Below are 22,015 nucleotides of genomic sequence, written 5' to 3' on the forward strand. Positions count from 1 at the left end.
CTTATTTTTAACGAAAAGGAGAAAAATTATGGAAATGTTATCACTGGAAAAAGAACTGAAAGAGAATTCCTATCCTGGCAGAGGAATTGTGATTGGACGTTCCGCAGACGGTAAGAAAGCAGTGACAGCTTATTTCATCATGGGCAGAAGCGAGAACAGCAGAAACAGAGTATTTGTAGAGGATGGTGAGGGAATCCGTACCCAGGCATTTGATCCGTCCAAACTTACAGATCCGAGTCTGATCATCTATGCACCTGTACGTGTACTGGGAAACAAAACAATCGTAACTAACGGAGATCAGACAGATACCATTTATGAGGGAATGGATCATCAGCTTACTTTTGAGCAGTCCTTAAGAAGCAGAGAATTCGAGCCGGACGGTCCGAACTATACACCTCGTATCTCCGGTGTTATGCACGTAGAGAACGGAAAATTCAACTATGCAATGTCAATTCTCAAGAGCAACAACGGAAATCCGGATGCATGTAACAGATACACATTTGCATATGAGAATGCCATTGCAGGAGAGGGACATTTCATCCATACTTATAAATGTGACGGAAATCCACTTCCAAGCTTTGAAGGCGAACCGAAATTGGTAGCAATTCCGGATGATATGGATGAGTTTGCAGAACTTCTCTGGAACAGCCTGAACGAAGATAACAAAGTATCTCTGTTTGTAAGATATATTGATATTGAGACAGGTAAGTACGAAAGCAAGATCATTAATAAGAATAAATAATAGTCACTTACTGAGTACAGATAGTGCTCATAGATTATTGTGAACATAAGACGATGCTTTCGCAGTAAGAAATTATTTACAGGAATTAATTTTAAAATACTTATTTGGTTCATACGGAGGATTTATATAATGAAAGAATTCGAATTAAAATATGGCTGTAACCCGAATCAGAAACCTGCAAAAATTTATATGGCAGACGGATCTGAGCTTCCGGTAAAGATCCTTTCCGGAAGACCGGGATATATCAATTTCCTGGATGCTTTTAATGGCTGGCAGCTGGTATCCAATCTGAAGAAAGCAACAGGACTTCCTGCAGCTACATCTTTTAAACATGTATCTCCTGCCGGTGCTGCTGTAGGACTTCCTCTTACAGAGACTCTGGCAAAGATCTACTGGGTAAATGATATGGACTGGAAGAATTTTTCACCATTAGCATGCGCTTATGCAAGAGCTCGCGGTGCTGACAGAATGTCCTCTTTTGGTGATTTTATTTCTCTTTCTGATGTGTGTGATAAAGATACAGCACTTCTGATCAAGAGAGAGGTATCTGACGGTGTTATTGCACCTGGATACACAGAGGAAGCACTGGAGATCCTGAAGCAGAAGAAAAAAGGAAACTACAATGTGATCCAGATCGATGAGAACTTTGTACCGGCTCCGCTGGAACACAAAGAAGTATTTGGTGTAACTTTTGAGCAGGGCCGTCAGGAGCTTGAGATCGATGATGCAATGCTTTCCAATATTGTGACAGAGAATAAAGAGCTTACAGAGGAAGCAAAACGTGATATGAAGATTTCTCTGATCATCCTGAAATATACACAGTCCAACTCTGTATGCTTCGTAAAAGATGGACAGGCTATCGGTGTTGGTGCAGGACAGCAGTCACGTGTACATTGTACAAGACTTGCAGGACAGAAGGCAGACAACTGGTTCCTTCGCCAGTGCCCGAAAGTGCTGAATCTGCCATTTAAAGATACAATTTCACGTGCGGAACGTGACAATGCCATTGATGTTTATATCGGGGATGAATATATGGATGTACTTGCTGATGGTATGTGGGAGAAAACTTTCACAGAGAAACCGGAAGTATTTACAAAAGAAGAGAAACGTGCATGGCTGGATCAGATGACGGATGTTACACTGGGATCTGATGCATTCTTCCCATTCAGTGATAATATTGAGCGTGCGCATAAGAGTGGTGTGAAGTATATTGCGCAGCCGGGTGGATCTGTGCGTGATGATGCTGTGATCGAGACTTGCAATAAATATGGAATGGTGATGAGTTTTACTGGTATCAGATTGTTCCATCACTAAGGTGCTGGTATGGGGACGCGCAGGACATTATATGTTTTTGTCCGCGGTTTCGGAGCCTAAGAAAAACTAAGCGCCAGGAAATCTGCTAAAAACATGTAAAAAAATTTCAAACTCGCCGCAAATGCGGCTCAGACAGTGAAATTTTTTTACATAACGCAGATTTCCTGGCGCTAACTTTTTCTAAGACTCCTGCAAATGCGGGCAAAAACATATAATGTCCTGCGCTGGTGTAGAGCCGCGTAGCGAAGCGGATTGCGAATATACGCTTGACTCAGGGATGTTAATCAAGGATATTGGCTATAGATGTTATTCGCAGATATGGAATTGCTATAGTTATGGAAAGTTAATAGAAGGGGATGAAAAAAGCATCAGCCTTAGCTGATGCTTTAAGAGCGATAGACGGGGCTCGAACCCGCGGTCTCGACCTTGGCAAGGTCGCGCGTTACCAACTACGCCACTATCGCATTTATGATGTCAGTTGAGTGATTACCTCAGCGACAAAATATATGATACTATATGCAGTGGAGTTTGTCAAATGTTTTTTTATTTATTTTGAAATTTTTTATGATGGTTTTATTGAAAAATTATGACTCCCTGAAAAGTGCTGAAATTGGCACTTTTCAGGGAACAATACTTACATATTAAGTTCTTTCATTAATTCTTCCTGAGAAATGAATTCGTGACAGTCAGGGTTGTTTTCGATTTCCTTTAACATTATTAAATCTGTTTCATCGGGTTCAACTTTTTCTATATCTGCGAATGTATCAGGCAGTTTAAAATGTTTTTGAATAATATGCCAGAAGATATTAGCATCTTTATCACTCATAATTGATACAGCACCTATAATACGTTCTTTAACAGCAGTCATAAAATCACACTCCTTTACGAAAAAATATTTATATTTTATCTTATCTTTCGTAAGGCAGAATAGAATTCTGATAATTTTACTATAGCATATAGAAATAATAGAAGCAATATAGTTTATGAAGATTCCGTGAAGGATGGGGTGGAAAATTGCAAATTGGGAGGGGGTGTGCTATGATAGGACAGACGGAGAGAGACGATAAAGGAGTTGAGGCTCAGTTTATGAAGAAAAAAATTTTAGTATTATTAGTTTGCAGTATGCTTACTTTACCAACAACAGTTTCTGCGGATATTCTGGATTATGAGGGGACAATTAATGCTTATAAGGAGGATAATAAGATACCGCAGACATTTGAGATTGATGATGGAAGTGGAGAGAAGGTAACGGCAGTTGCCAAGTCGGATAAGGTTTCTGTTTCTGCAAAGGCAACTTATATACGCTCTATGCCGGGGAAAAACGGAAAGAAGCTTGTAAGAGTGTATCTTGGTACCGGTGTAGAGAGAGTGGCCGTATGTGATAATGGCTGGAGTAAAGTGACTTATGAGAAAAAGAGCAAAAAGGGTACGGAAAAGATCAGTGGCTATGTGCCCACAAAACATATCAATGACAGTGATCAGGTTGCTCAGGCAAAGGGAACTTTTACAGCACTGAAGGACAGTGATATTCTGGATTATCCGGGAAAGAAGGATGGACAGGTAGTAGGTGAGGTCATTCAGGAGGATGAAGTGAAGCGCCTGGCTACAGTAAATGGCATCTGGAGTCAGATTTACTATAAAAAAGAGAATGGAAAAAGAGGCATTGGATATATTCCTACCAGTGTTCTGGAGAATACAGCAGCAGAGGAGAAAACAGAGGAGTCAAAGGTCGCTAAAGTAGACGGTGAAGAAGCAGGAACAATTCATAAAAGTGAAGGCAAAGGTGTTTTTGCAGAGGCTGTGGATGGCGTAACTGCTTCAAAAGGGGAGGCTGTAGATGGAGTGCAGGTGGGGACTCCGGTAGCTGTGTCTTCAGATGCGTCACTGATTCCGCTGGGAACTTTTAAGATTACTCATTATTGTTCCTGCAGTATTTGTTGTGGCCCTTGGGCAAATGGTATTACTTCTACAGGGGTGACTGCTACGACAAACCGTACGATTGCGGTGGATCCTACACAGATTCCATATGGATCTAAGGTTGTGATCAATGGACAGGTTTATGTTGCAGAGGATTGCGGTGGTGCGATTAAACATAATTGTATCGATATTTATGTTGCTACCCATCAGGAAGGGGAGGACAAAGGGGTATATTATACAGATGTTTATTTGTTAAAGTAGAAAATAAGAAAGAATTTAACCGAATCAAGTAGCAAAGCGGATTGCGAATATCCGTTTGACCTGAAAATAAAAATCCGGAAGAATCTGGAAATGATCTGTTATAGCTGTGATCATTTCAGAAGTTCTTTCGGATTTTTTGAAATTATCTTTTATGCGTTTTTTAATGCCTGTTCGATGTCAGCAATGATGTCTTCAACATTTTCAATACCAACGGAGAGACGGATCATTCCCGGTGATACGCCGGCTTCTGCAAGCTGTTCATCGTTCATCTGGCGGTGAGTATGGCTTGCAGGATGCAGGATCATGGTTTTGGATGCTGCTACGTGCGTTGCGATGGTGGCAAGCTTTAAGCTGTCCATAAAGCGGACTGCAGCTTCTCGACCACCTGTCAGTTCAAAGGAGATAACACCGCAGGTTCTGCCTTCGTTCATGTATTTCTGAGCAAGTGCATAGTATTTGTCATCAGGAAGTCCGGCATAGTTTACGTGAGATACTTTCTCATGGGCATTCAGAAATTCTGCAATTCTTTGTGCATTATAGCAGTGGCGTTCTACACGCAGAGGAAGAGTTTCCAGTCCAAGGTTTAACAGGAAACAGTTTGTAGGAGACGGGATGGAGCCAAGGTCACGCATCAGCTGAGAGGTTGCCTTTGTAATATAAGCCTTCTTTCCAAACTGTTTAGTATAAATAACACCGTGATAAGATTCGTCCGGTTCAGTCAGACCATGATATTTATGTCCACAGGCATCCCAGTCAAAGTTGCCGCTGTCAACGATAGCTCCGCCAACCTGCACAGCATGTCCGTCCATATATTTGGTTGTGGAATGGGTAACGATATCAGCTCCCCATTCAAAAGGACGGCAGTTTACAGGTGTAGCGAAGGTGTTGTCTACAATAAGCGGAACTTCATGTTCGTGAGCAACCTTTGCGAATTTTTCAATATCCAGAATTACCAGAGCCGGGTTTGCGATGGTTTCGGCGAAGAGTACCTTTGTATTCGGACGGAATGCAGCAGCGATTTCTTCAGGGCTTGCATCTGTGTCAACGAAGGTGCAGTCAATCCCCAGTTTCTTGAAGGTAACAGCCAGGAGATTAAAGGTTCCTCCGTAAATTGTGGATGCTGCTACAACATGGTCACCAGCTTCGCAGATATTGAATACCGCATAAAAGTTGGCTGCCTGTCCGGAAGAAGTAAGAATTGCGGCAACACCGCCCTCTAAATCTGCAATTTTTGCTGCTACAGCATCATTTGTCGGGTTCTGCAGACGGGTATAAAAATAACCCTCTGCTTTCAGATCAAAAAGCTGTCCCATCTCATCAGTAGTATCGTATTTATATGTTGTACTCTGACAGATTGGGAGTGCACAAGGTTCACCCTTTGATGGAGTGTAACCGGAATGGAGGCATTTAGTCTCTAATTTTAAGTCACTCATGAGTTTTATTCCTTTCTTTATGCGTAAGTTGCTCCCGGAGTGTGTTTGGAAAAGGTTTTCTGCAAGATGTACATCTTACTTTGCAGGAATGATTTTTCAAACATACTCTGGTAAAATATTGTATTAATATGATATATTGATACAATATTTCATAATAGCAGTAAGAAAATTATACCGCCAAAAACAGGATAAGACAATAAAAAAGACAATAAAAAATGCTCAGGCTTTTTCTAACCAGCCATGAGCAAAAAAGAAAAAAGATAATAAAAAATAAAAAATGCCCAGAGCCGGAATCGAACCAGCGACACGAGGATTTTCAGTCCTCTGCTCTACCAACTGAGCTATCTGGGCATTTGGTCTGTGAACTGTTGTGTATCACAGGCCCTATAATAGCATATTGATTGTTTGAATGCAAGCAATTTTTACGATTTTTGCGAAAAAATAAAATTATGAAAAATTTTCTATTGCCCCAAATGACTGCGGATAAGTATGCTGATCTATTCTATAAAATATTTTTGATGCGCGGACAAATGTCTTTTGGTGATTGACATGATGGATAGAATTGGTTATAATCGGAATAATTACTGAGCGTATAACAAAGGAGGAGCACGAAGATGTATTCAATCGACGACGTAGCAAAGACAGACAAGGATATCGCAGATCTGATCGAGGCGGAGCTTGCACGCCAGAATTCCCATATTGAGCTGATCGCTTCAGAGAACTGGGTAAGTAAAGCAGTTATGGCAGCAATGGGAAGCCCTCTTACTAATAAATATGCGGAAGGATATCCGGGGAAGAGATTTTACGGCGGATGTTCCTGCGTGGATGAGGTGGAAGCTCTTGCAATCGAACGTGCGAAAGAATTATTCGGATGTGAATATGCAAATGTACAGCCGCACTCCGGAGCACAGGCAAACATGGCAGTCTTTTTTGCAATGCTGCAGCCGGGAGATACTGTAATGGGTATGAATCTGGATCACGGCGGACATCTGACACATGGAAGTGCTGCAAATATGTCCGGAACCTACTTCAAGCCGGTATATTATGGAGTAAATGATGACGGCGTGATCGATTATGAAGAAGTCAGAAGAATTGCAATTGAGAATAAACCAAAGCTGATCGTAGCAGGTGCAAGTGCCTATGCCAGAGTTATTGATTTTAAGAAATTCCGTGAGATTGCAGATGAAGTTGGGGCTTATCTGATGGTGGATATGGCGCATATCGCCGGTCTGGTAGCAGGTGGACAGCATCCAAGCCCGATTCCTTATGCAGACGTTGTGACTACAACCACACACAAAACTCTGCGTGGACCAAGAGGCGGCCTGATCTTAAGCAGCGCAGAGAATGCAAAGAAATTTAACTTTAATAAAGCAGTATTTCCGGGAATCCAGGGTGGTCCTCTGATGCACGTGATCGCTGCCAAGGCAGTATGTTTCAAAGAAGCGCTTCAGCCGGAATTTAAGGATTATGCAAAGATGATCGTTGAGAATGCGCAGGCACTTTGCAAAGGGCTTCAGAAACGAGGAATTGATATCGTTTCCGGTGGTACAGACAATCATCTGATGCTTGTAGACCTCAGAAGTCTGGGCGTTACAGGCAAGCAAATGGAGAATCTTCTTGATGACGTAAACATTACCTGCAATAAGAATGCAATTCCAAATGATCCCCAGTCTCCATTTGTTACAAGCGGTGTACGTCTCGGAACAGCAGCAGTTACTTCACGAGGCATGAAACCGGAAGATATGGACAAGATTGCAGAAGCAATTGCTATGACCTTAAAAGAAGAAGGCAGCCAGGAAAAGGCAAAGGCAATCGTCAAAGAACTTACAGACAAATATCCTCTGGTTGGATAAATAAATCATACAAAATAATGTATAAAAGCGAAATGCATGGTTCATGAGTGAACAGCACTTCGCTTTTATTTATTATGTCGCTGAAGCGCGAAATTTATTTAACCGAATTAAGTAAGTCCCCTGCGGAGGTTGCAAAAAGCAATAAGCAGTGGGTGGGAACTTTGACCAAATTATACCAAAATTATCCAAATAAAATCATGGATTTTTTTTAGAAAACGTAGTATAGTAACAATAGCTGATGATTATACTGAAAAAGCAGAACAGGTTAATGACAGTTGATGATTTATTGGAATAGATCGTAGTAATTAATTGCTGTATTCAGTATCTATCACAGTGTATTGAGAACAATCACAGAGAGCAGGTGACAGAATTTGGAAAAAGTGATAATCATAGGTGCCGGACCTGCAGGAATTTCCGCTGCGCTTTATGCAGTTCGTGGAAATCTGGATCCCCTGGTGATCAATAATGGGATCGGTGCTTTGGAAAAAGCAGAGAAAATAGAAAACTATTACGGACTGGAACATCCGCTGTCCGGTCAGGAATTATATGATACAGGAATCGCTCAGGCGAAAGCACTGGGCGTACGAATATTGGATGCACAGGTTCTGGGAGTCGGCGGGTTTGATACTTTTGTGGTAAAAACTACAGAAGGTGAATTCGAGACTCAGAGTCTGATTCTTGCAACAGGAAGTAAGCGCGCTGCACCGAAGATCCCGGGTGTTAAAGAATTTGAGGGAAAAGGTGTCAGCTACTGTGCAATCTGCGATGCTTTCTTTTACAGAGGCAAGGATGTAGCAGTTCTTGGAAACGGTGATTTCGCCATGCATGAAGCAAAGGAATTGTCTAATACTGCTTCTACAGTAACCATTTATACAAACGGTGAAGAACCGGAATTTACACCTGAAGAAAATATCAGTGTAAACACAATGAAGATCCAGTCTGTAGAGGGCGATGATCTGGTATCCGGAATCCGTCTTGAACCCGATGTGCAGGCAGAGGAAATAAAGGCAGAAGCAGGTCAGCAGGCAAATGATTTCTGTCCTGCAGAGGGTGTATTTATTGCAATGGGAACTGCAGGCAGTACTGAGATTGCCCGCCAGATGGGAGCTGAACTTACGGAAAAAGGCAACATTAAAGTTAACGAAAATATGGAAACAACCATCCCGGGACTCTATGCGGCAGGTGACTGTACAGGCGGGCTTCTTCAGGTGGCGAAAGCTGTGTATGAGGGAGCACAGGCAGGTATTAATGCAGGGAAGTATGTAAGATCTTTAAAATAAAAAATCTAAAATAAAAACTGAAAATTTAACAGGGTTATAGTGTTGATATTATAAAACCAGAGAACTTACATTGCAAATTTTTATAAAGAATAAGCAAAGGAGATATAAATCATGGCAAAAGAGATTACAACAGCAAATTTTGAAACAGAAGTATTAAAATCTGAGAAACCGGTTCTTATAGATTTCTGGGCAACATGGTGTGGACCATGTATGCGTCAGGGTCCGGTTGTAGAAGAACTGGCAGAAGAGGGATACGCAGTAGGAAAAGTAGACGTAGATCAGAATATGGCACTTGCGCAGCAGTTTCGTGTAGTCAGCATTCCGACACTGATCCTGTTTAAAGACGGTGCGGAAGTGAAACGCTTCGTAGGTCTTACTTCCAAAGAAGAGCTGAAGAGTGCACTGGAAGGCTAAAGATTTATGAAGATTTTATTAGTGGCATGCAATGCAAAATATATTCATTCTAATCTTGCTGTTTATGATCTGCAGGCATATGCATCTGATTACGCAGATCATATTGTATTAAAGGAATATACCATCAACCAGCAGAAAGATGATATCATGCGTGATATTTACCTGGAGCATCCTGATGTGGTATGCGTGTCCTGTTATATCTGGAACCTTTCTTTTGTAAAAGAACTGATGGCAGATCTGATAAAGATTCTTCCGGGCGCCGACTTCTGGGCCGGCGGTCCGGAAGTTTCTTATGATGCGGAGAAATTCCTGACAGAAAACTCAGAATTTAAAGGTGTTATGGTCGGGGAAGGTGAAGAAACATTTAAAGAACTTGCCGGATATTATGTGGAAAAAAATCCGCAGGATCTGAAAAATATGACAGGAATCTGTTACAGAGACGGAGATCAGATCATACATAATGGATGGCGCCAGATCATGGACTTAAGCAGTATTCCGTTCATTTACAAAGATCTGTCTGAGTTTAAGAACAGGATCATTTATTATGAAAGCAGCAGAGGATGTCCTTTCTCCTGCAGTTACTGTCTTTCTTCCATTGATAAGAAACTGCGTTTCAGAGATACAGAGACAGTAAAGAAAGAGCTGCAGTTTTTTATAGACAATAAGGTTCCGCAGGTAAAGTTTGTAGACCGTACCTTTAACTGTAAACATGACCATGCAATGGCAATCTGGAAGTATATTAATGAACACGATAATGGTGTGACAAACTTCCATTTTGAGATTTCAGCAGATCTGTTAAGAGAAGAGGAACTGCAGGAAATGTCCACCATGCGCCCGGGTCTGATTCAGCTGGAGATCGGAGTACAGTCAACAAATTCGGACACGATTAAGGCAATTCACAGAACTATGGATTTTGAAAAATTGAAAGGAATTGTTGACAGAATCCATAGCTTTGGAAATATCCATCAGCATCTGGACCTGATTGCAGGACTTCCCTATGAAGATTACGACAGCTTCCGGCATTCCTTTAATGATGTTTATGCACTGAAACCACAGCAGCTTCAGCTGGGCTTTTTGAAGGTGTTAAAGGGTTCCCATATGATGGAGATGTGCAGGGAATATGGTATTGTATACAAAACACAGGAGCCTTATGAGGTACTTTCCACGAAGTGGCTGGATTATGACCATGTTTTGAAGCTGAAAACTGTGGAAAATATGGTGGAAGTGTATTATAATAGTGGACAATTCCAGAATACACTTGAATATCTGGAAAAATTTTTCCAGGATGCTTTCTCGATTTATGAGAGACTGGGTAGCTTTTACATGGAAAAGGGCTATGGTGATGTTTCTCATACAAGAATGCGAAGATATGAGATCCTGCTGGAATTTCTGGAGGATGTGCCGGAGATTTCCATGGATCAGGTAAAAGACCAGATGGTATATGATCTCTATCTGAGAGAAAACCTGAAAAGCCGTCCTGGCTTTGCCAGAGATCAGAAGCCTTTTGAGAGACAGGTATGGGACTTCAGAAAACGGGAAAAAGTGGCAAAGAATGCACATGTGGAAGTATTTGCAGATGGAACAGTGCTGCTGTTTAACTATGCAGACCGTGATCCGCTGACTAACAACGCTCATGTGACAGATGTGACGAAAGATGTGTTTGAGAACCTGAACAGAGATTAAAGAGGTGAAGAGAAATGGGAATGTTTAATCCAAAGAACCGTAAAGTGATTACAGCAATTATTGCAATCATTCTGGTACTGGCAATGGTAGTGCCGACAGTTCTGTCTCTGATCGTATAATAAATTTTCGGAGGAAAAGAATGAGACTGGGACAGGCGGCAATGGAGGCTCTGAGGGCAGAAATAACCGGATGCCTGAAACCGGGAGATGAACTGGTAGTGGCATGCCCGGTGGCTTTGAAAGGAACCTCTGTAATAGCAAAAAATAAAAAGGACAAACTGGCAGAGAGATTCTCTGCCGGTTTTATTCAGAATTGCGTTTCACTTTGGGATGCTTATGGAGCCGGCAGTATTGTCTGGAAAATTGCGCAGGAGGCAGATGCCAGCGCATTATATGCTATGGGCGAGGGCGGTTTTTTAAGTGCGCTCTGGAAGATGGCAGAAGCTTCAGAAGTAGGACTGGAAGCAGACTTCCGTAAGGTACCGATTCGTCAGGAGACCATAGAAGTGTGCGAGATTTTTGATCTGAATCCATATAAGCTTCAGGCAGATGGAGCAGTATTGATTGGAATCCGCGGAGGTGAAGCACTGGTACAGAGACTTCGCAATGAGGGATTTATGGCAGAGGTCATCGGTCAGACAAACAGTGGCAATGACCGGCTTCTCTACAGTGGCGGCAGTGCCCGATATCTGGAACGTCCGGCAGAGGATGAACTGCAGCAACTTCTCAAAGAGTAACTGCAGGAAACTTAAGAGACAATTTTCTAAGAAAAGACAGACGATTAATAACAAGAGGAATAAAAACAAAATGGCAAAATTAAATATTGTACTTCATGAGCCGGAGATTCCTGCAAACACAGGAAATATCGGCCGTACCTGTGTGGCAACAGGAACCAGACTCCATCTTATCGAGCCTCTGGGATTTTCCTTAAGTGAGAAAGCCTTAAAGAGAGCAGGAATGGATTACTGGAAAGATCTGGATGTAACTACATATCTGGATTTTGAGGACTTTCTGGAGAAGAATCCCGGGGCAAAAATTTACTATGCAACAACAAAAGCACCTCAGACTTATACTGATGTTCATTATGAAGAAGACTGCTACATTATGTTTGGAAAAGAGAGTGCAGGAATCCCGGAGGACATTCTGGTCAATAATCAGGAAACCTGTGTAAGAATCCCTATGATCGGAGATATCCGTTCTCTGAACTTGAGCAATTCCGTAGCAATTGTTCTGTACGAGGCACTGCGCCAGAATAATTTTGACCACATGAATCTGGAAGGACACCTGAGAAACTACGACTGGAAATAATCACAGTAAGCAGACTGGAGGAGTTATATGCCAAATACCACAAAAGCAGCTCTGGAAGAATCCCTGAAACGGCTTCTTCTGAAGAAACCTCTGGACAAGATCACGATAACAGATATTACCACAGACTGTGGAATAAGCCGCATGGCTTTTTATTATCATTTCAAGGATATTTATGATCTGGTTGAATGGTCCTGTGTGGAAGATGGGACAAAAGCCCTTCAGGGCAAAAAGACTTCTGAGTCCTGGACAGAAGGGCTGACCCAGATATTTGAGGCAGTGCTGGAAAACAAACCGTTTATTATGAATGTTTACAGAAATGTGGACAGGGAGCGGATAGAAAATTATCTTTTTAAATTAACCTATGATCTGATTGTGGGTGTGGTGGAAGAAAAAAGCAAGGGTCTGAATATCACAGAAGAGGATAAGAAATTTATTGCAGACTTCTATAAATATGGTTTTGTGGGAATCATGCTTGAGTGGATCAGGGAAGGAATGAAAGAAAATATTGAAGATCTGGTAAGAATGATGGATCTGACGCTTCACGATACAGTGACTACATCCATTCATAACTTTCAGCAGAATATTATGGAAAAAAATACAGAAATATAATCATGTAAAAATTCTTTACAAAAGCCGCAGAGTGATAAAAAACTTATCATTCGGCGGCTTTTGTAAATTGTAGAATCATATTTTTACTGTTAATATACAGCCATAGCAACAAACAGATAATTCAGACGGATGAAATGCTTATGATATGGGAAATATACAGATAAGAATGTAAAAGTCATGAAGATGTCTTGCCGGGAAATGGGTAAAGCAGAGAGAACGAAAAGCATTTAAAATCACAGGGCTGAAAGAACTTCTAAAGAAGAATTGAAGAAAGGTGGATGTGTATTATGAGTAAAAATAAAGGTTTAGGACTTGTATCCGCATTGGCAGTTGGAGCAGGCGTGGCAGCAGTGGCAGCAGGAAAGAAGTATAAAACAGCTGAGACAAAGAAAAAAGAAGATTATGACGCACTTCATAATACAAGTGAATATCGCAATACAGAACGTGGAAAATATGAGAAAAACAGTAAGGGAATTTATTATACAAACGGTAACTATGAAGCATTTGCACGTCCAAGAAAGCCGGAAGGCGTAGATGATAAACATGCTTATATCGTAGGAAGCGGACTGGCTTCTCTTGCAGCAGCCTGTTTCCTTGTACGTGACGGACAGATGCCCGGAAAGAATATCCACATTTTGGAAGCAATGGATATTGCAGGCGGAGCATGTGACGGTATCTTTGATCCGAGCCGCGGATATGTGATGCGTGGGGGACGTGAGATGGAAAACCATTTCGAGTGCTTATGGGATCTTTTCAGAAGTATTCCATCCATTGAAACACCTGGTATATCTGTACTTGATGAATATTACTGGCTGAATAAGGAAGACCCCAACTATTCTCTCTGTCGTGCAACAAAAGAGAGAGGCAAGGATGCTCATACAGACGGTAAATTCAATCTGAGCCAGAAGGGCTGCATGGAGATCATGAAGCTGTTCATGACAAAGGATGAAGATCTTTATGACAAGACAATTGAAGATGTATTTGACGATGAAGTATTTGATTCCACATTCTGGTTATACTGGAGAACCATGTTCGCATTTGAGAACTGGCACAGTGCACTGGAAATGAAACTGTACTTCCAGAGATTTATCCATCACATTTCCGGACTTCCGGATTTCAGTGCCCTGAAATTCACAAAATATAATCAGTATGAATCTCTGATCCTGCCAATGCAGAAATATCTGGAGGCAGCAGGTGTTGAGTTCCAGTTCAATACTGAGGTTACAAATGTACTCTTTGAGTTTGAAGGCAATAAGAAGATTGCAAAAGCAATCGAGTGTAAGGTGAATGGCGTAGAAAAGGGAATTGTTCTTACAGAAAACGACTTTGTATTTGTGACAAACGGAAGCTGTACAGAGGGAACCATCTATGGCGATCAGAATCATGCACCGAACGGAGATGCAGAAGTTCGTACAAGTGGATGCTGGAGTCTCTGGAAAAATATCGCAAAACAGGATCCGTCCTTCGGACATCCTGAGAAATTCTGTTCTGATATTGCTAAGACAAATTGGGAGTCAGCAACAGTGACTACTCTGGATGATAAGATCATTCCTTATATTACAGATATCTGCAAACGTGATCCGAGAACAGGCAAGGTTGTTACAGGCGGTATTGTAAGCTGTCAGGATTCCAGCTGGTTATTAAGCTGGACGATCAACAGACAGGGACAGTTCAAGGATCAGGATAAAGATAAGGTCTGTGTATGGGTATATGGTCTGTTTACAGATGTACCGGGTGATTACGTTAAGAAGCCTATGAAAGAGTGTACAGGTAAGGAAATCACAGAAGAGTGGCTCTATCATATTGGCGTTCCGGTTGACCAGATTGAAGACATGGCTGAGAACAGTGCAGTTTGTGTACCGACCATGATGCCTTATATTACAGCATTCTTTATGCCGAGAACAAAGGGTGACAGACCTGATGTTATTCCGGATGGCTGTGTAAACTTCGCATTCCTCGGACAGTTTGCCGATACACCAAGAGATACTGTATTTACTACTGAATATTCCGTAAGAACTGCTATGGAGGCTGTATATGGACTTCTTGGTGTTGACAGAGGTGTGCCGGAAGTATGGGGCAGTGTTTATGATATCAGAGAATTACTGGATAGCAGTGTGAAGCTGATGGATGGAAAATCTCCACTGGAGATCGAACTTCCGGGACCACTGGATATGCTGAAGAAACCGCTTTTGAAAGCTGTTAAGGGAACTGTGGTCGAGAAAGTACTCAGAGATCATGATGTGATCAAAGATTATATGATGTAAATATAGAGATGTAAGTGATATGAAAAGGCTGCAGGAGATATCCGGCAGCCTTTTTGTAAAGCCGTTAAAAGTTGATGGAAAGTTGCTTTGGTAAAGAAAAAACAGGTTGCAAATTAAAAAGACAGATGATAATATATAATGAAATATATAGAAAAAAATGATTGGAACAATAAAAAGTCTGAAAAAAACAAGTAAATATGATAATATATTGGAAGCTTTACTGTAATAATGAATGTGTGGTGCAGGAGGGCTTTCAAGGGAGCGAAAGGAGGTTTTTTTATGGAACTTGAGATGTATCGCAGGTATTCGCAGATGGCAAGAGGTATTGAGAAGGCTGAGTTGGTGTTTAAAAATGGGCGTGTGTTCAGCTCTGGTACGGGAGAATTTATTGATGGTGATGTGGCTGTTGCAGATGGAATTGTGATCGGAGTCGGTACATATGAAGGAGAGACAGAGATTGATCTGGAAGGAAAAGTAATCTGTCCGGGATTTATCGACAGTCATCTGCATCTGGAATCTACTCTGGTGACGCCGGGTGAGCTGGTCCGGCAGGCTGCACAGTGTGGAACTACAACATTTATTGTAGATCCTCATGAGTCTGCAAATGTATCCGGTACGGATGGAATTGATTATATCCTGGATCAGACAGAAGATGCACCGGCGAATGTATATGTGATGATGCCTTCCTGTGTTCCGGCGACTCATGTGGATGATAACGGGTGTATTCTTACAGCAGGAAAGATGAAGGGATATCTGGAACATCCGAGGATTCTGGGACTGGGTGAAGTGATGGATGCGCCTTCTGTGATTAACGGAAGTGTTGCCATGCATGAAAAGCTTCAGTTGTTTCAGGACAGAGTGAAGGATGGCCATGCACCGTTTCTGACACCTGGAGATCTGGCAGCATATGTACTTGGCGGAATTGATACAGATCATGAGTGTGTGGATTATGAGTATGCAATGGCTGAGGCAAGAAATGGAATGCAGGTATTGATACGTGAGGGAAGTGCAGCAAGAAATCTGGATGCTATTGTGAAGGGGATTGTGGAACACCATACAGATACGTCAGGTTTCTGCTTCTGTACGGATGATAAGCATATCGAAGAAATCCGTAAAGAGGGGCATATCAATTATAATGTGAAGCGGGCTGTACAGCTTGGACTTCCTGTTGAGAAAGCACTGCAGATGGCAACGATTCAGCCTGCAAGATGCTATGGTTTATACAGACTTGGAATGATCGCACCCGGAAGACAGGCAGATTTTGTCATTCTGGATAATGTGGCAGATCTGAATGTTGTAGATGTATATCATTGTGGTAAGAAGATCATTAAAGATGAGAAAGCAGAATTGAAACCATGTCCTCCATATCTGAAAAATACAGTTCATGTATCAGGTTTCAGTGAGGAACGTCTGAAACTGAAACATCCGGGAACAAAGGCAAGAGTGATTCAGATGCTTGAGAAACAGATTGTGACAAGGGATGTTCTGGAAGAGGTTCCATGGATAGAATCGGATGGTGAGAAATATTTTGCTCCGGACGGAGAATATCAGAAGATTGCAGTGATCGAGCGTCATAAGAATACGGGCAAGATGGGAGTGGGCATTGTAAAAGGCTATGGAATCCACGGCGGAGCTATTGCTTCCAGTGTTTCCCATGATTCCCACAATATTATTGTAGTAGGAGATAATGATCGTGATATGGCTATTGCTGTAAAAGAAATGATGCGGACGCAAGGTGGTTATACTCTGGTATGCAATGGAGAGATTTATGGAACCTTACCACTTCCTGTCATGGGACTGATGAGCGATGCCGGCTACGAGAGTGTAAACGAAGCACTTGCAAAAATGATTCCGAAGGCCCATGAGATGGGAGTGAAAGAAGGATTTGATCCGTTTATTACCCTGTCATTTATGGCACTTCCTGTGATTCCTGAAATCAGGATCACACCGAGAGGAATCTATCTCGTAAATGAAGACAGAATGCTGAGAACACCGTTTAGTTAAGGTGGGTGAAATGTCTTAAATGCATTATTTACGAGGATTGCCATAGAATATAAAAATACCGTAATAAAAGTAAATGATATATACTTTTGTTACGGTATTTTTTATAGCAGTCCTCTCAGACACGCTCCAGGTAAGAGGGTTGTTACAGGTATATTTAAGACAATATTTTTCAAGTGAAAGAAATTTATTTCGTTTTCTCCAGAGTAAAGATAAATTCGGTTCCCACACCTTCTGTACTGATCACATCAATATTCTGGTTATGTGCATTGATGATTTCTTTGACTATAGAGAGTCCAAGTCCGGTGCCTTTACGGTCTTTTCCGCGGGATGCATCAATTTTGTAGAAACGATCCCAGATTTTGCCCAGGCTTTCTTTGGGAATGCCGGTTCCATAATCTTTTACAGAAACGAAGACCTTACCGCTTTTTACAGTTGTTTCAATTTGAACAGAGGAATTATCATTGCTGAATTTAATGGCATTATCAAGAAGGTTGTAAAGAACCTGCTGAATCTGTTCCATATCAGCTCTGACATAAAGTTCATGTCCGGAGAGAAGCAGCTCCAGACGAATCTGGCGGCTGGTGCAGATGCCTTCAAATGTAGCTGCTGTGTTTTTGATGGTATCATTGATATCAAAACGCTGAATGTGCATCATCCGTTTTTTCATATCCAGTTCATTCAGAGTCAGAAGACTGCGGGTGAGTTTTTCAAGACGTTCAGATTCAAAAGCGATGATCTTCAGATACCGTTCCTGCATCTCATAGGGGATGGTACCGTCCAGTATGGCATTGACATATCCCTTGATGGAGGTAAGGGGAGAACGGAAATCATGAGAGACATTTGCAATGAATTTACGCTGATATTCTCCGTTTTTGTTCAGTTCATCGGACATATAATTCAGGGTTTTGGCAAGATATCCCATTTCATCATCAGAAGTAACGTCTATTTTATATGCAAGATTACCTCCTGCATATTCACTGGCACCTTTCATGATCCTGGCCAGGGGCTTACGTATGTAGTGGCTGTAAGCCCAGAGCAGAAGACTGGTGGCTGCATAGCACAGGAGAAAGATTACCTGCATGATAAAAAGAATACTGCTTCGGCTCTGATAAAGGTTTGTCATCGAATAATGGATTGCCACGTAACCTTTGGTTTCCATATCAGAGGTGATCGGGGCAATAACACTCAAATGATCTGTTTTAAAGAAACCATAAAACTTTCCAATCTGATAATAGTTGCTTCCCCATTTGGAAGCATCGAATTCTTCCAGTGGGATTGGATCCCGAACGTCAATATTTTTCTGTGTACTTACAATGATTTCACCATTACTGTTGATGATCCACAATACAGCATCCTGAAAATCGGAAATTGCACATAAGTGTTCCTGAAGAGTACCTACTGTACTGGAAGAGATATTGCTTTTAACTGCTTCGTTAGATGCGATATTGTGCGCTTCTGTATAAAGTGCGGCACTTAAAGAGTGTTCCAGATGCTTTTCCACCATATAAGAACCGCCGAGGGTTATGAGGAAAAATCCCAAAATCCCGATGAGAATATAAAATCTCAGGAATTTTGTGGAAAGATGATGCTGTTTCATGGATTTTTTACCTCAAATTTGTATCCGATTCCCCATACGGTGGCAATGGACCAGTGAGGATTGTCTTTGATCTTTTCACGAAGACGTTTGATATGAACGTCTACAGTACGGGTATCACCGATGTATTCGTAACCCCAGATATGATCCAGAAGCTGCTCGCGGGTAAATACCTGGTTTGGTGATGCTGCAAGGAAATAGAGAAGTTCCAGTTCCTTTGGCGGCATATCAATCTGACGACCCATGTATGTGACTGAATAGTTTGTCAGATTAACGGTCAGATCCGGGTAAGTAACACATTTTTCACTGGAAGAAGGCGATGGCTGCTTAACCTGGAAACGGCGCAGGACAGCACGTACACGGGCAACCAGTTCCTTGGAATCAAAGGGTTTGATCATATAGTCATCTGCACCCAGTTCAAGTCCGAGAACCTTGTCAAAGGTTTCGCCTTTTGCGGAAAGCATAATGATGGGAACATCAGAGGTATGTCGGATTTCACGACATACCTGATAACCGTCAATTCCCGGAAGCATCAGATCCAGAATGATCAGATCCGGGTGGAAGGAGGCAAATTCCCTTAACGCTTCTTCTCCGTCATTTACGATTTTTGTCTCGAAGCATTCTTTGGTAAGATACAGGGCAATAAGCTCTGCGATATTGTTATCATCATCAACAATAAGGATTTTCTGTTTGGAAACCATGGCGGTCCCTCCTATTTCTTAAATTCTACAATAGTAACACCTGCATCTCCTTCGCCGAATTCTCCAAGGCGGAAGGATTCCACATGCTTCTGGCGCTTCAGATAATTGTGTACACCTTTTCTTAGAGCACCGGTTCCTTTACCATGAACAATACGGACAGATTTCAGATGAGCGATATAAGCATCATCCAGATATTTGTCAAGCTCTGCAACTGCTTCATCTACCGTTTTGCCAAGCAGGTTGATTTCTGTGGATACATGGGCTGCTTTTGACATGCGGATTTTACCTGCACCTGTACGCTGCATGGTTGGTGTGGTGATCTCTGCTTCATCGATCAGTTCCAGATCAGAGATGTGAACCTTGGAACGGATGATACCCATCTGAACGAAGAGGAAACCTTTGTTGTCTGGACGGCTGCTGACAGTACCTTTCAGATTCATGCTGAGAACCTTAACTGCATCTCCGAGGGAGATATCTTTGGCTGTGAGTTCCTTCTTCGGTTTCTTTGCAGCAGTTTTCTGAGTCATGCCTTTCTCTGCTTTATTCATATGTTTGCGCAGATTCTGGCGTTCTTTTTCCACAGCAGAGAGATCCACATGGTCTTTCTGGAATTTGTGGAACATCTTCATAGTCTGGTCTGCATATTCCTTGGCTTCGCGGAGAACTGCATGAGCTTCCTCATTGGCCTGACGGATGATGCGGTCTCGCTGCTCGTTCAACTTCTCCTGCTTGGATTCCATTTCGGATTTCAGAGAGGCAATTTCCTGTTTATACTGTTCGATCTCGCGGCGTTCATTTTCAATAGTTATACGGCTGCTTTCCAGGGAACTGAGAACATCTTCAAAAGATTCATCCTGTTCACTGATCTGTTCTTTGGCCTTATCGATGATATAGTCCGGAAGTCCAAGTTTGGAAGAAATGGCGAATGCATTACTTTTCCCGGGAACACCGATCAGCAGGCGGTAGGTCGGGCGGAGCGTTTCCACGTCAAATTCGCAGCAGGCATTTTCTACACCTGAGGTGGAGAGTGCATATACCTTCAGCTCACTGTAATGGGTGGTTGCCATAGTGCGGATTCCCTGTTCATGAAGATGGGAAAGGATCGCAATGGCAAGGGCAGCACCCTCTGTCGGATCTGTACCTGCACCAAACTCATCGAAAAGGACAAGAGAGTGACGGTTGGCCTTTTTTAGGAAAGAAACCACGTTGGTCATATGTGAGGAGAATGTACTTAATGACTGTTCAATACTCTGTTCATCACCGATATCTGCATAAACTTCTTCAAACAGTGCAAGCTCTGAGCGGTCCAGTGTGGGAATATGAAGACCGGACTGGCCCATGAGAGTGAGAAGTCCGACAGTCTTTAAAGATACAGTTTTACCACCGGTGTTCGGACCGGTGATAACAAGCAAATCGAAATCATCGCCGAGACGGATATCAATGGGAACAGCTTTCTTCTTATCAATGAGAGGGTGGCGTGCCTGTTTCAGACGGATGCGTCCTTCATCATTGAAGATTGGTTCTGTTGCATTCATATCCATGGCAAGGGATGCTCTGGCAAAAATGACGTCAAGCTGTACCATGATATTAAGATCTGCGCGGATAGAGTCGGTCTGTTCTGCAGTTTGCTGGCTCAGGGTGGAAAGGATCACTTCAATCTCTTTTTGTTCTTCCAGTTCCAGCTCGCGAATGTCATTATTTAGTTTTACGATTGCCATAGGTTCGATAAATAAAGTAGAACCTGTGGAGGACTGATCGTGTACCATACCCGGAACCTGTCCTTTGTATTCTGCCTTGACCGGAATGCAGTAGCGTCCGTTTCTCATGGTAATAACGGAATCCTGCAGATAATTGCGGGCACTTCCGTTTACAAGAGAGGAGAGCTGTGTATGGATCCTGTCTCCGGTAATCTTCATGTTTCTTCGAATCTGGCGGAGGTTGCTGCTTGCATCATCACTGATCTCATCTTCTGAGAGGATGCATCTGCGGATCTCTGTTGTAAGAGGAGTCAGTGGTTCCAGTGCCTCGAACATCCCGTCCAGAGAGTCCGGGAGAGAATCACCGCGCTCACTTCTGGAATAAGCTTTGACACGATTGGTGTTCTCAAGAAGGCTGCAGATGGCAAGAAGTTCACCAATTCCCAGAGAACTTCCGATTTCCAGACGTTTCAGAGAACCACGCACATCTTTGACGCTGCCAAAGGAAATATTTCCTTTCTGGAAAAGACGGGTAAGTGCATCTCTGGTCTGAGTCTGCATATGTCGGATTTCATCAATATCTGTGGATGGCTCCAGCTTCCGGCAGATTTCTTTTCCCATGGAAGAGGAAGCCTTGTCTGTCAGCATATTGATGATTTTATAATATTCAAGTGCTTTATATGCTTTCTGATTCATTGTCTGTTTAAATCTCCTGATAGATATCTTTATAATTTGCTGTCCCTGATATTATAGCATTTTTTGTTATGGAAATGTACTCCGGGATTATAGCAATTCTAAAAAAATAATTGTAACTGTGGTTACTGTTCATACACCACTATCCCGCGAGGTGTTTTGGCATGAATATGCCAAAATCCCGAGACATACAAGCCAAAATTCCATTGCCGCAGGCAATCTGGAATGAATTTTGGCTAAGTTACTGTG

17 protein-coding genes and 2 tRNA genes are annotated in these 22,015 nt (G+C 42.2%); 12 read left to right on the plus strand and 7 right to left on the minus strand.

Going from position 1 to position 22,015, the window contains the following annotated elements; genetic code table 11:
• Positions 1–28 precede the first annotated feature (28 nt).
• Both LJE12_RS04705 and LJE12_RS04710 read left to right on the plus strand, forming a co-directional pair.
• On the plus strand, positions 29–742 hold the full coding sequence (locus LJE12_RS04705; protein ID WP_008705693.1) for an IMP cyclohydrolase: 714 nt from the start codon (positions 29–31) through the stop codon (positions 740–742).
• Between the two features lie 129 nt (positions 743–871).
• On the plus strand, positions 872–2,056 hold the full coding sequence (locus tag LJE12_RS04710) for a phosphoribosylaminoimidazolecarboxamide formyltransferase (RefSeq protein WP_008705691.1): 1,185 nt from the start codon (positions 872–874) through the stop codon (positions 2,054–2,056).
• A 391-nt stretch (positions 2,057–2,447) separates the two neighbouring features.
• Here LJE12_RS04710 and LJE12_RS04715 read toward each other — a convergent pair.
• Together LJE12_RS04715 and LJE12_RS04720 are read right to left on the minus strand one after the other, a co-directional pair.
• Positions 2,448–2,520: transfer RNA gene (locus tag LJE12_RS04715), tRNA-Gly, on the minus strand.
• Positions 2,521–2,690: 170 nt separating this feature from the next.
• On the minus strand, positions 2,691–2,924 hold the full coding sequence (locus tag LJE12_RS04720) for a hypothetical protein (protein WP_008705688.1): 234 nt from the start codon (positions 2,922–2,924) through the stop codon (positions 2,691–2,693).
• Positions 2,925–3,094: 170 nt separating this feature from the next.
• Here LJE12_RS04720 and LJE12_RS04725 point away from each other — a divergent pair, with 170 nt between their 5' ends.
• On the plus strand, positions 3,095–4,234 hold the full coding sequence (locus LJE12_RS04725; protein WP_227292094.1) for a 3D domain-containing protein: 1,140 nt from the start codon (positions 3,095–3,097) through the stop codon (positions 4,232–4,234).
• Positions 4,235–4,383: 149 nt separating this feature from the next.
• Here the strand turns inward: LJE12_RS04725 and LJE12_RS04730 are convergent, their stop codons facing one another.
• A complete protein-coding gene (locus LJE12_RS04730; protein ID WP_227292096.1) occupies positions 4,384–5,667 on the minus strand; it encodes an O-acetylhomoserine aminocarboxypropyltransferase/cysteine synthase family protein in 1,284 nt (427 codons plus the stop codon).
• Between the two features lie 278 nt (positions 5,668–5,945).
• A tRNA-Phe gene (locus LJE12_RS04735) sits at positions 5,946–6,018 on the minus strand.
• 263 nt (positions 6,019–6,281) lie between these two features.
• Here LJE12_RS04735 and glyA point away from each other — a divergent pair.
• The 9 genes from glyA (at position 6,282) to ade (ending at position 17,081) form a co-directional block, all read left to right on the plus strand.
• A complete protein-coding gene (gene glyA, locus LJE12_RS04740) occupies positions 6,282–7,520 on the plus strand; it encodes a serine hydroxymethyltransferase (RefSeq protein ID WP_195277785.1) in 1,239 nt (412 codons plus the stop codon).
• Positions 7,521–7,891: 371 nt separating this feature from the next.
• Positions 7,892–8,800 carry an NAD(P)/FAD-dependent oxidoreductase gene (locus tag LJE12_RS04745; RefSeq protein WP_055057235.1) on the plus strand — a complete coding sequence of 303 codons (909 nt, stop codon included), beginning with the start codon at positions 7,892–7,894 and terminating at the stop codon, positions 8,798–8,800.
• A 111-nt stretch (positions 8,801–8,911) separates the two neighbouring features.
• Positions 8,912–9,214, plus strand: a complete 303-nt coding sequence (gene trxA / locus LJE12_RS04750) for a thioredoxin (protein WP_008705666.1) — start codon at positions 8,912–8,914, stop codon at positions 9,212–9,214.
• Positions 9,215–9,220: 6 nt separating this feature from the next.
• Positions 9,221–10,897 (plus strand): B12-binding domain-containing radical SAM protein, encoded by a 1,677-nt coding sequence (locus LJE12_RS04755; RefSeq protein WP_227292098.1) that lies wholly within the window; start codon positions 9,221–9,223, stop codon positions 10,895–10,897.
• A 139-nt stretch (positions 10,898–11,036) separates the two neighbouring features.
• Positions 11,037–11,633 (plus strand): AIR synthase-related protein, encoded by a 597-nt coding sequence (locus tag LJE12_RS04760; protein ID WP_022380388.1) that lies wholly within the window; start codon positions 11,037–11,039, stop codon positions 11,631–11,633.
• Between the two features lie 70 nt (positions 11,634–11,703).
• Positions 11,704–12,204: a tRNA (cytidine(34)-2'-O)-methyltransferase gene (locus LJE12_RS04765; RefSeq protein WP_008705660.1), complete on the plus strand. Its 501-nt coding sequence runs from the start codon at positions 11,704–11,706 to the stop codon at positions 12,202–12,204.
• Between the two features lie 27 nt (positions 12,205–12,231).
• The gene (locus LJE12_RS04770) at positions 12,232–12,813 is read left to right on the plus strand and encodes a TetR/AcrR family transcriptional regulator (protein WP_227292099.1); all 582 of its coding nucleotides are present in this window, start codon (positions 12,232–12,234) and stop codon (positions 12,811–12,813) included.
• Positions 12,814–13,100: 287 nt separating this feature from the next.
• Complete coding sequence (locus tag LJE12_RS04775) at positions 13,101–15,077, plus strand: oleate hydratase (protein ID WP_227292101.1); 1,977 nt, start codon at positions 13,101–13,103, stop codon at positions 15,075–15,077.
• A gap of 279 nt (positions 15,078–15,356) precedes the next feature.
• Entirely contained in the window at positions 15,357–17,081 is a 1,725-nt protein-coding gene (ade, locus tag LJE12_RS04780) for an adenine deaminase (RefSeq protein ID WP_227292103.1), read from the plus strand.
• Between the two features lie 184 nt (positions 17,082–17,265).
• Here ade and LJE12_RS04785 read toward each other — a convergent pair whose 3' ends face one another.
• The 3 genes from LJE12_RS04785 to LJE12_RS04795 are packed head-to-tail and all read right to left on the minus strand — an operon-like array spanning position 17,266 to position 21,769.
• Positions 17,266–18,678: a sensor histidine kinase gene (locus LJE12_RS04785; protein ID WP_227292104.1), complete on the minus strand. Its 1,413-nt coding sequence runs from the start codon at positions 18,676–18,678 to the stop codon at positions 17,266–17,268.
• Positions 18,675–19,376 (minus strand): response regulator transcription factor, encoded by a 702-nt coding sequence (locus LJE12_RS04790; RefSeq protein WP_227226633.1) that lies wholly within the window; start codon positions 19,374–19,376, stop codon positions 18,675–18,677. Before LJE12_RS04790 ends, LJE12_RS04785 begins: the two co-directional genes overlap by 4 nt.
• An 11-nt stretch (positions 19,377–19,387) precedes the next feature.
• Complete coding sequence (locus tag LJE12_RS04795) at positions 19,388–21,769, minus strand: endonuclease MutS2 (protein WP_227226632.1); 2,382 nt, start codon at positions 21,767–21,769, stop codon at positions 19,388–19,390.
• Between the last annotated feature and the right edge of the window lie 246 nt (positions 21,770–22,015).

This window comes from Blautia sp. DFI.6.71 (assembly GCF_020593585.1).
Classification (GTDB): Bacteria; Bacillota; Clostridia; order Lachnospirales; family Lachnospiraceae; genus Blautia_A; species Blautia_A wexlerae.

Bases quoted from the DNA above. Each gene is read 5' to 3' on its own strand.
- LJE12_RS04705 (WP_008705693.1), top strand. From the start codon at position 29: ATGGAAATGTTATCACTGGAAAAAGAACTGAAAGAGAATTCCTATCCT.
- LJE12_RS04710 (WP_008705691.1), top strand. From the start codon at position 872: ATGAAAGAATTCGAATTAAAATATGGCTGTAACCCGAATCAGAAACCT.
- LJE12_RS04720 (WP_008705688.1), bottom strand. From the start codon at position 2,924: ATGACTGCTGTTAAAGAACGTATTATAGGTGCTGTATCAATTATGAGT.
- LJE12_RS04725 (WP_227292094.1), top strand. From the start codon at position 3,095: ATGATAGGACAGACGGAGAGAGACGATAAAGGAGTTGAGGCTCAGTTT.
- LJE12_RS04730 (WP_227292096.1), bottom strand. From the start codon at position 5,667: ATGAGTGACTTAAAATTAGAGACTAAATGCCTCCATTCCGGTTACACT.
- glyA (WP_195277785.1), top strand. From the start codon at position 6,282: ATGTATTCAATCGACGACGTAGCAAAGACAGACAAGGATATCGCAGAT.
- trxA (WP_008705666.1), top strand. From the start codon at position 8,912: ATGGCAAAAGAGATTACAACAGCAAATTTTGAAACAGAAGTATTAAAA.
- LJE12_RS04755 (WP_227292098.1), top strand. From the start codon at position 9,221: ATGAAGATTTTATTAGTGGCATGCAATGCAAAATATATTCATTCTAAT.
- LJE12_RS04760 (WP_022380388.1), top strand. From the start codon at position 11,037: ATGAGACTGGGACAGGCGGCAATGGAGGCTCTGAGGGCAGAAATAACC.
- LJE12_RS04765 (WP_008705660.1), top strand. From the start codon at position 11,704: ATGGCAAAATTAAATATTGTACTTCATGAGCCGGAGATTCCTGCAAAC.
- LJE12_RS04770 (WP_227292099.1), top strand. From the start codon at position 12,232: ATGCCAAATACCACAAAAGCAGCTCTGGAAGAATCCCTGAAACGGCTT.
- LJE12_RS04775 (WP_227292101.1), top strand. From the start codon at position 13,101: ATGAGTAAAAATAAAGGTTTAGGACTTGTATCCGCATTGGCAGTTGGA.
- ade (WP_227292103.1), top strand. From the start codon at position 15,357: ATGGAACTTGAGATGTATCGCAGGTATTCGCAGATGGCAAGAGGTATT.
- LJE12_RS04785 (WP_227292104.1), bottom strand. From the start codon at position 18,678: ATGAAACAGCATCATCTTTCCACAAAATTCCTGAGATTTTATATTCTC.
- LJE12_RS04790 (WP_227226633.1), bottom strand. From the start codon at position 19,376: ATGGTTTCCAAACAGAAAATCCTTATTGTTGATGATGATAACAATATC.
- LJE12_RS04795 (WP_227226632.1), bottom strand. From the start codon at position 21,769: ATGAATCAGAAAGCATATAAAGCACTTGAATATTATAAAATCATCAAT.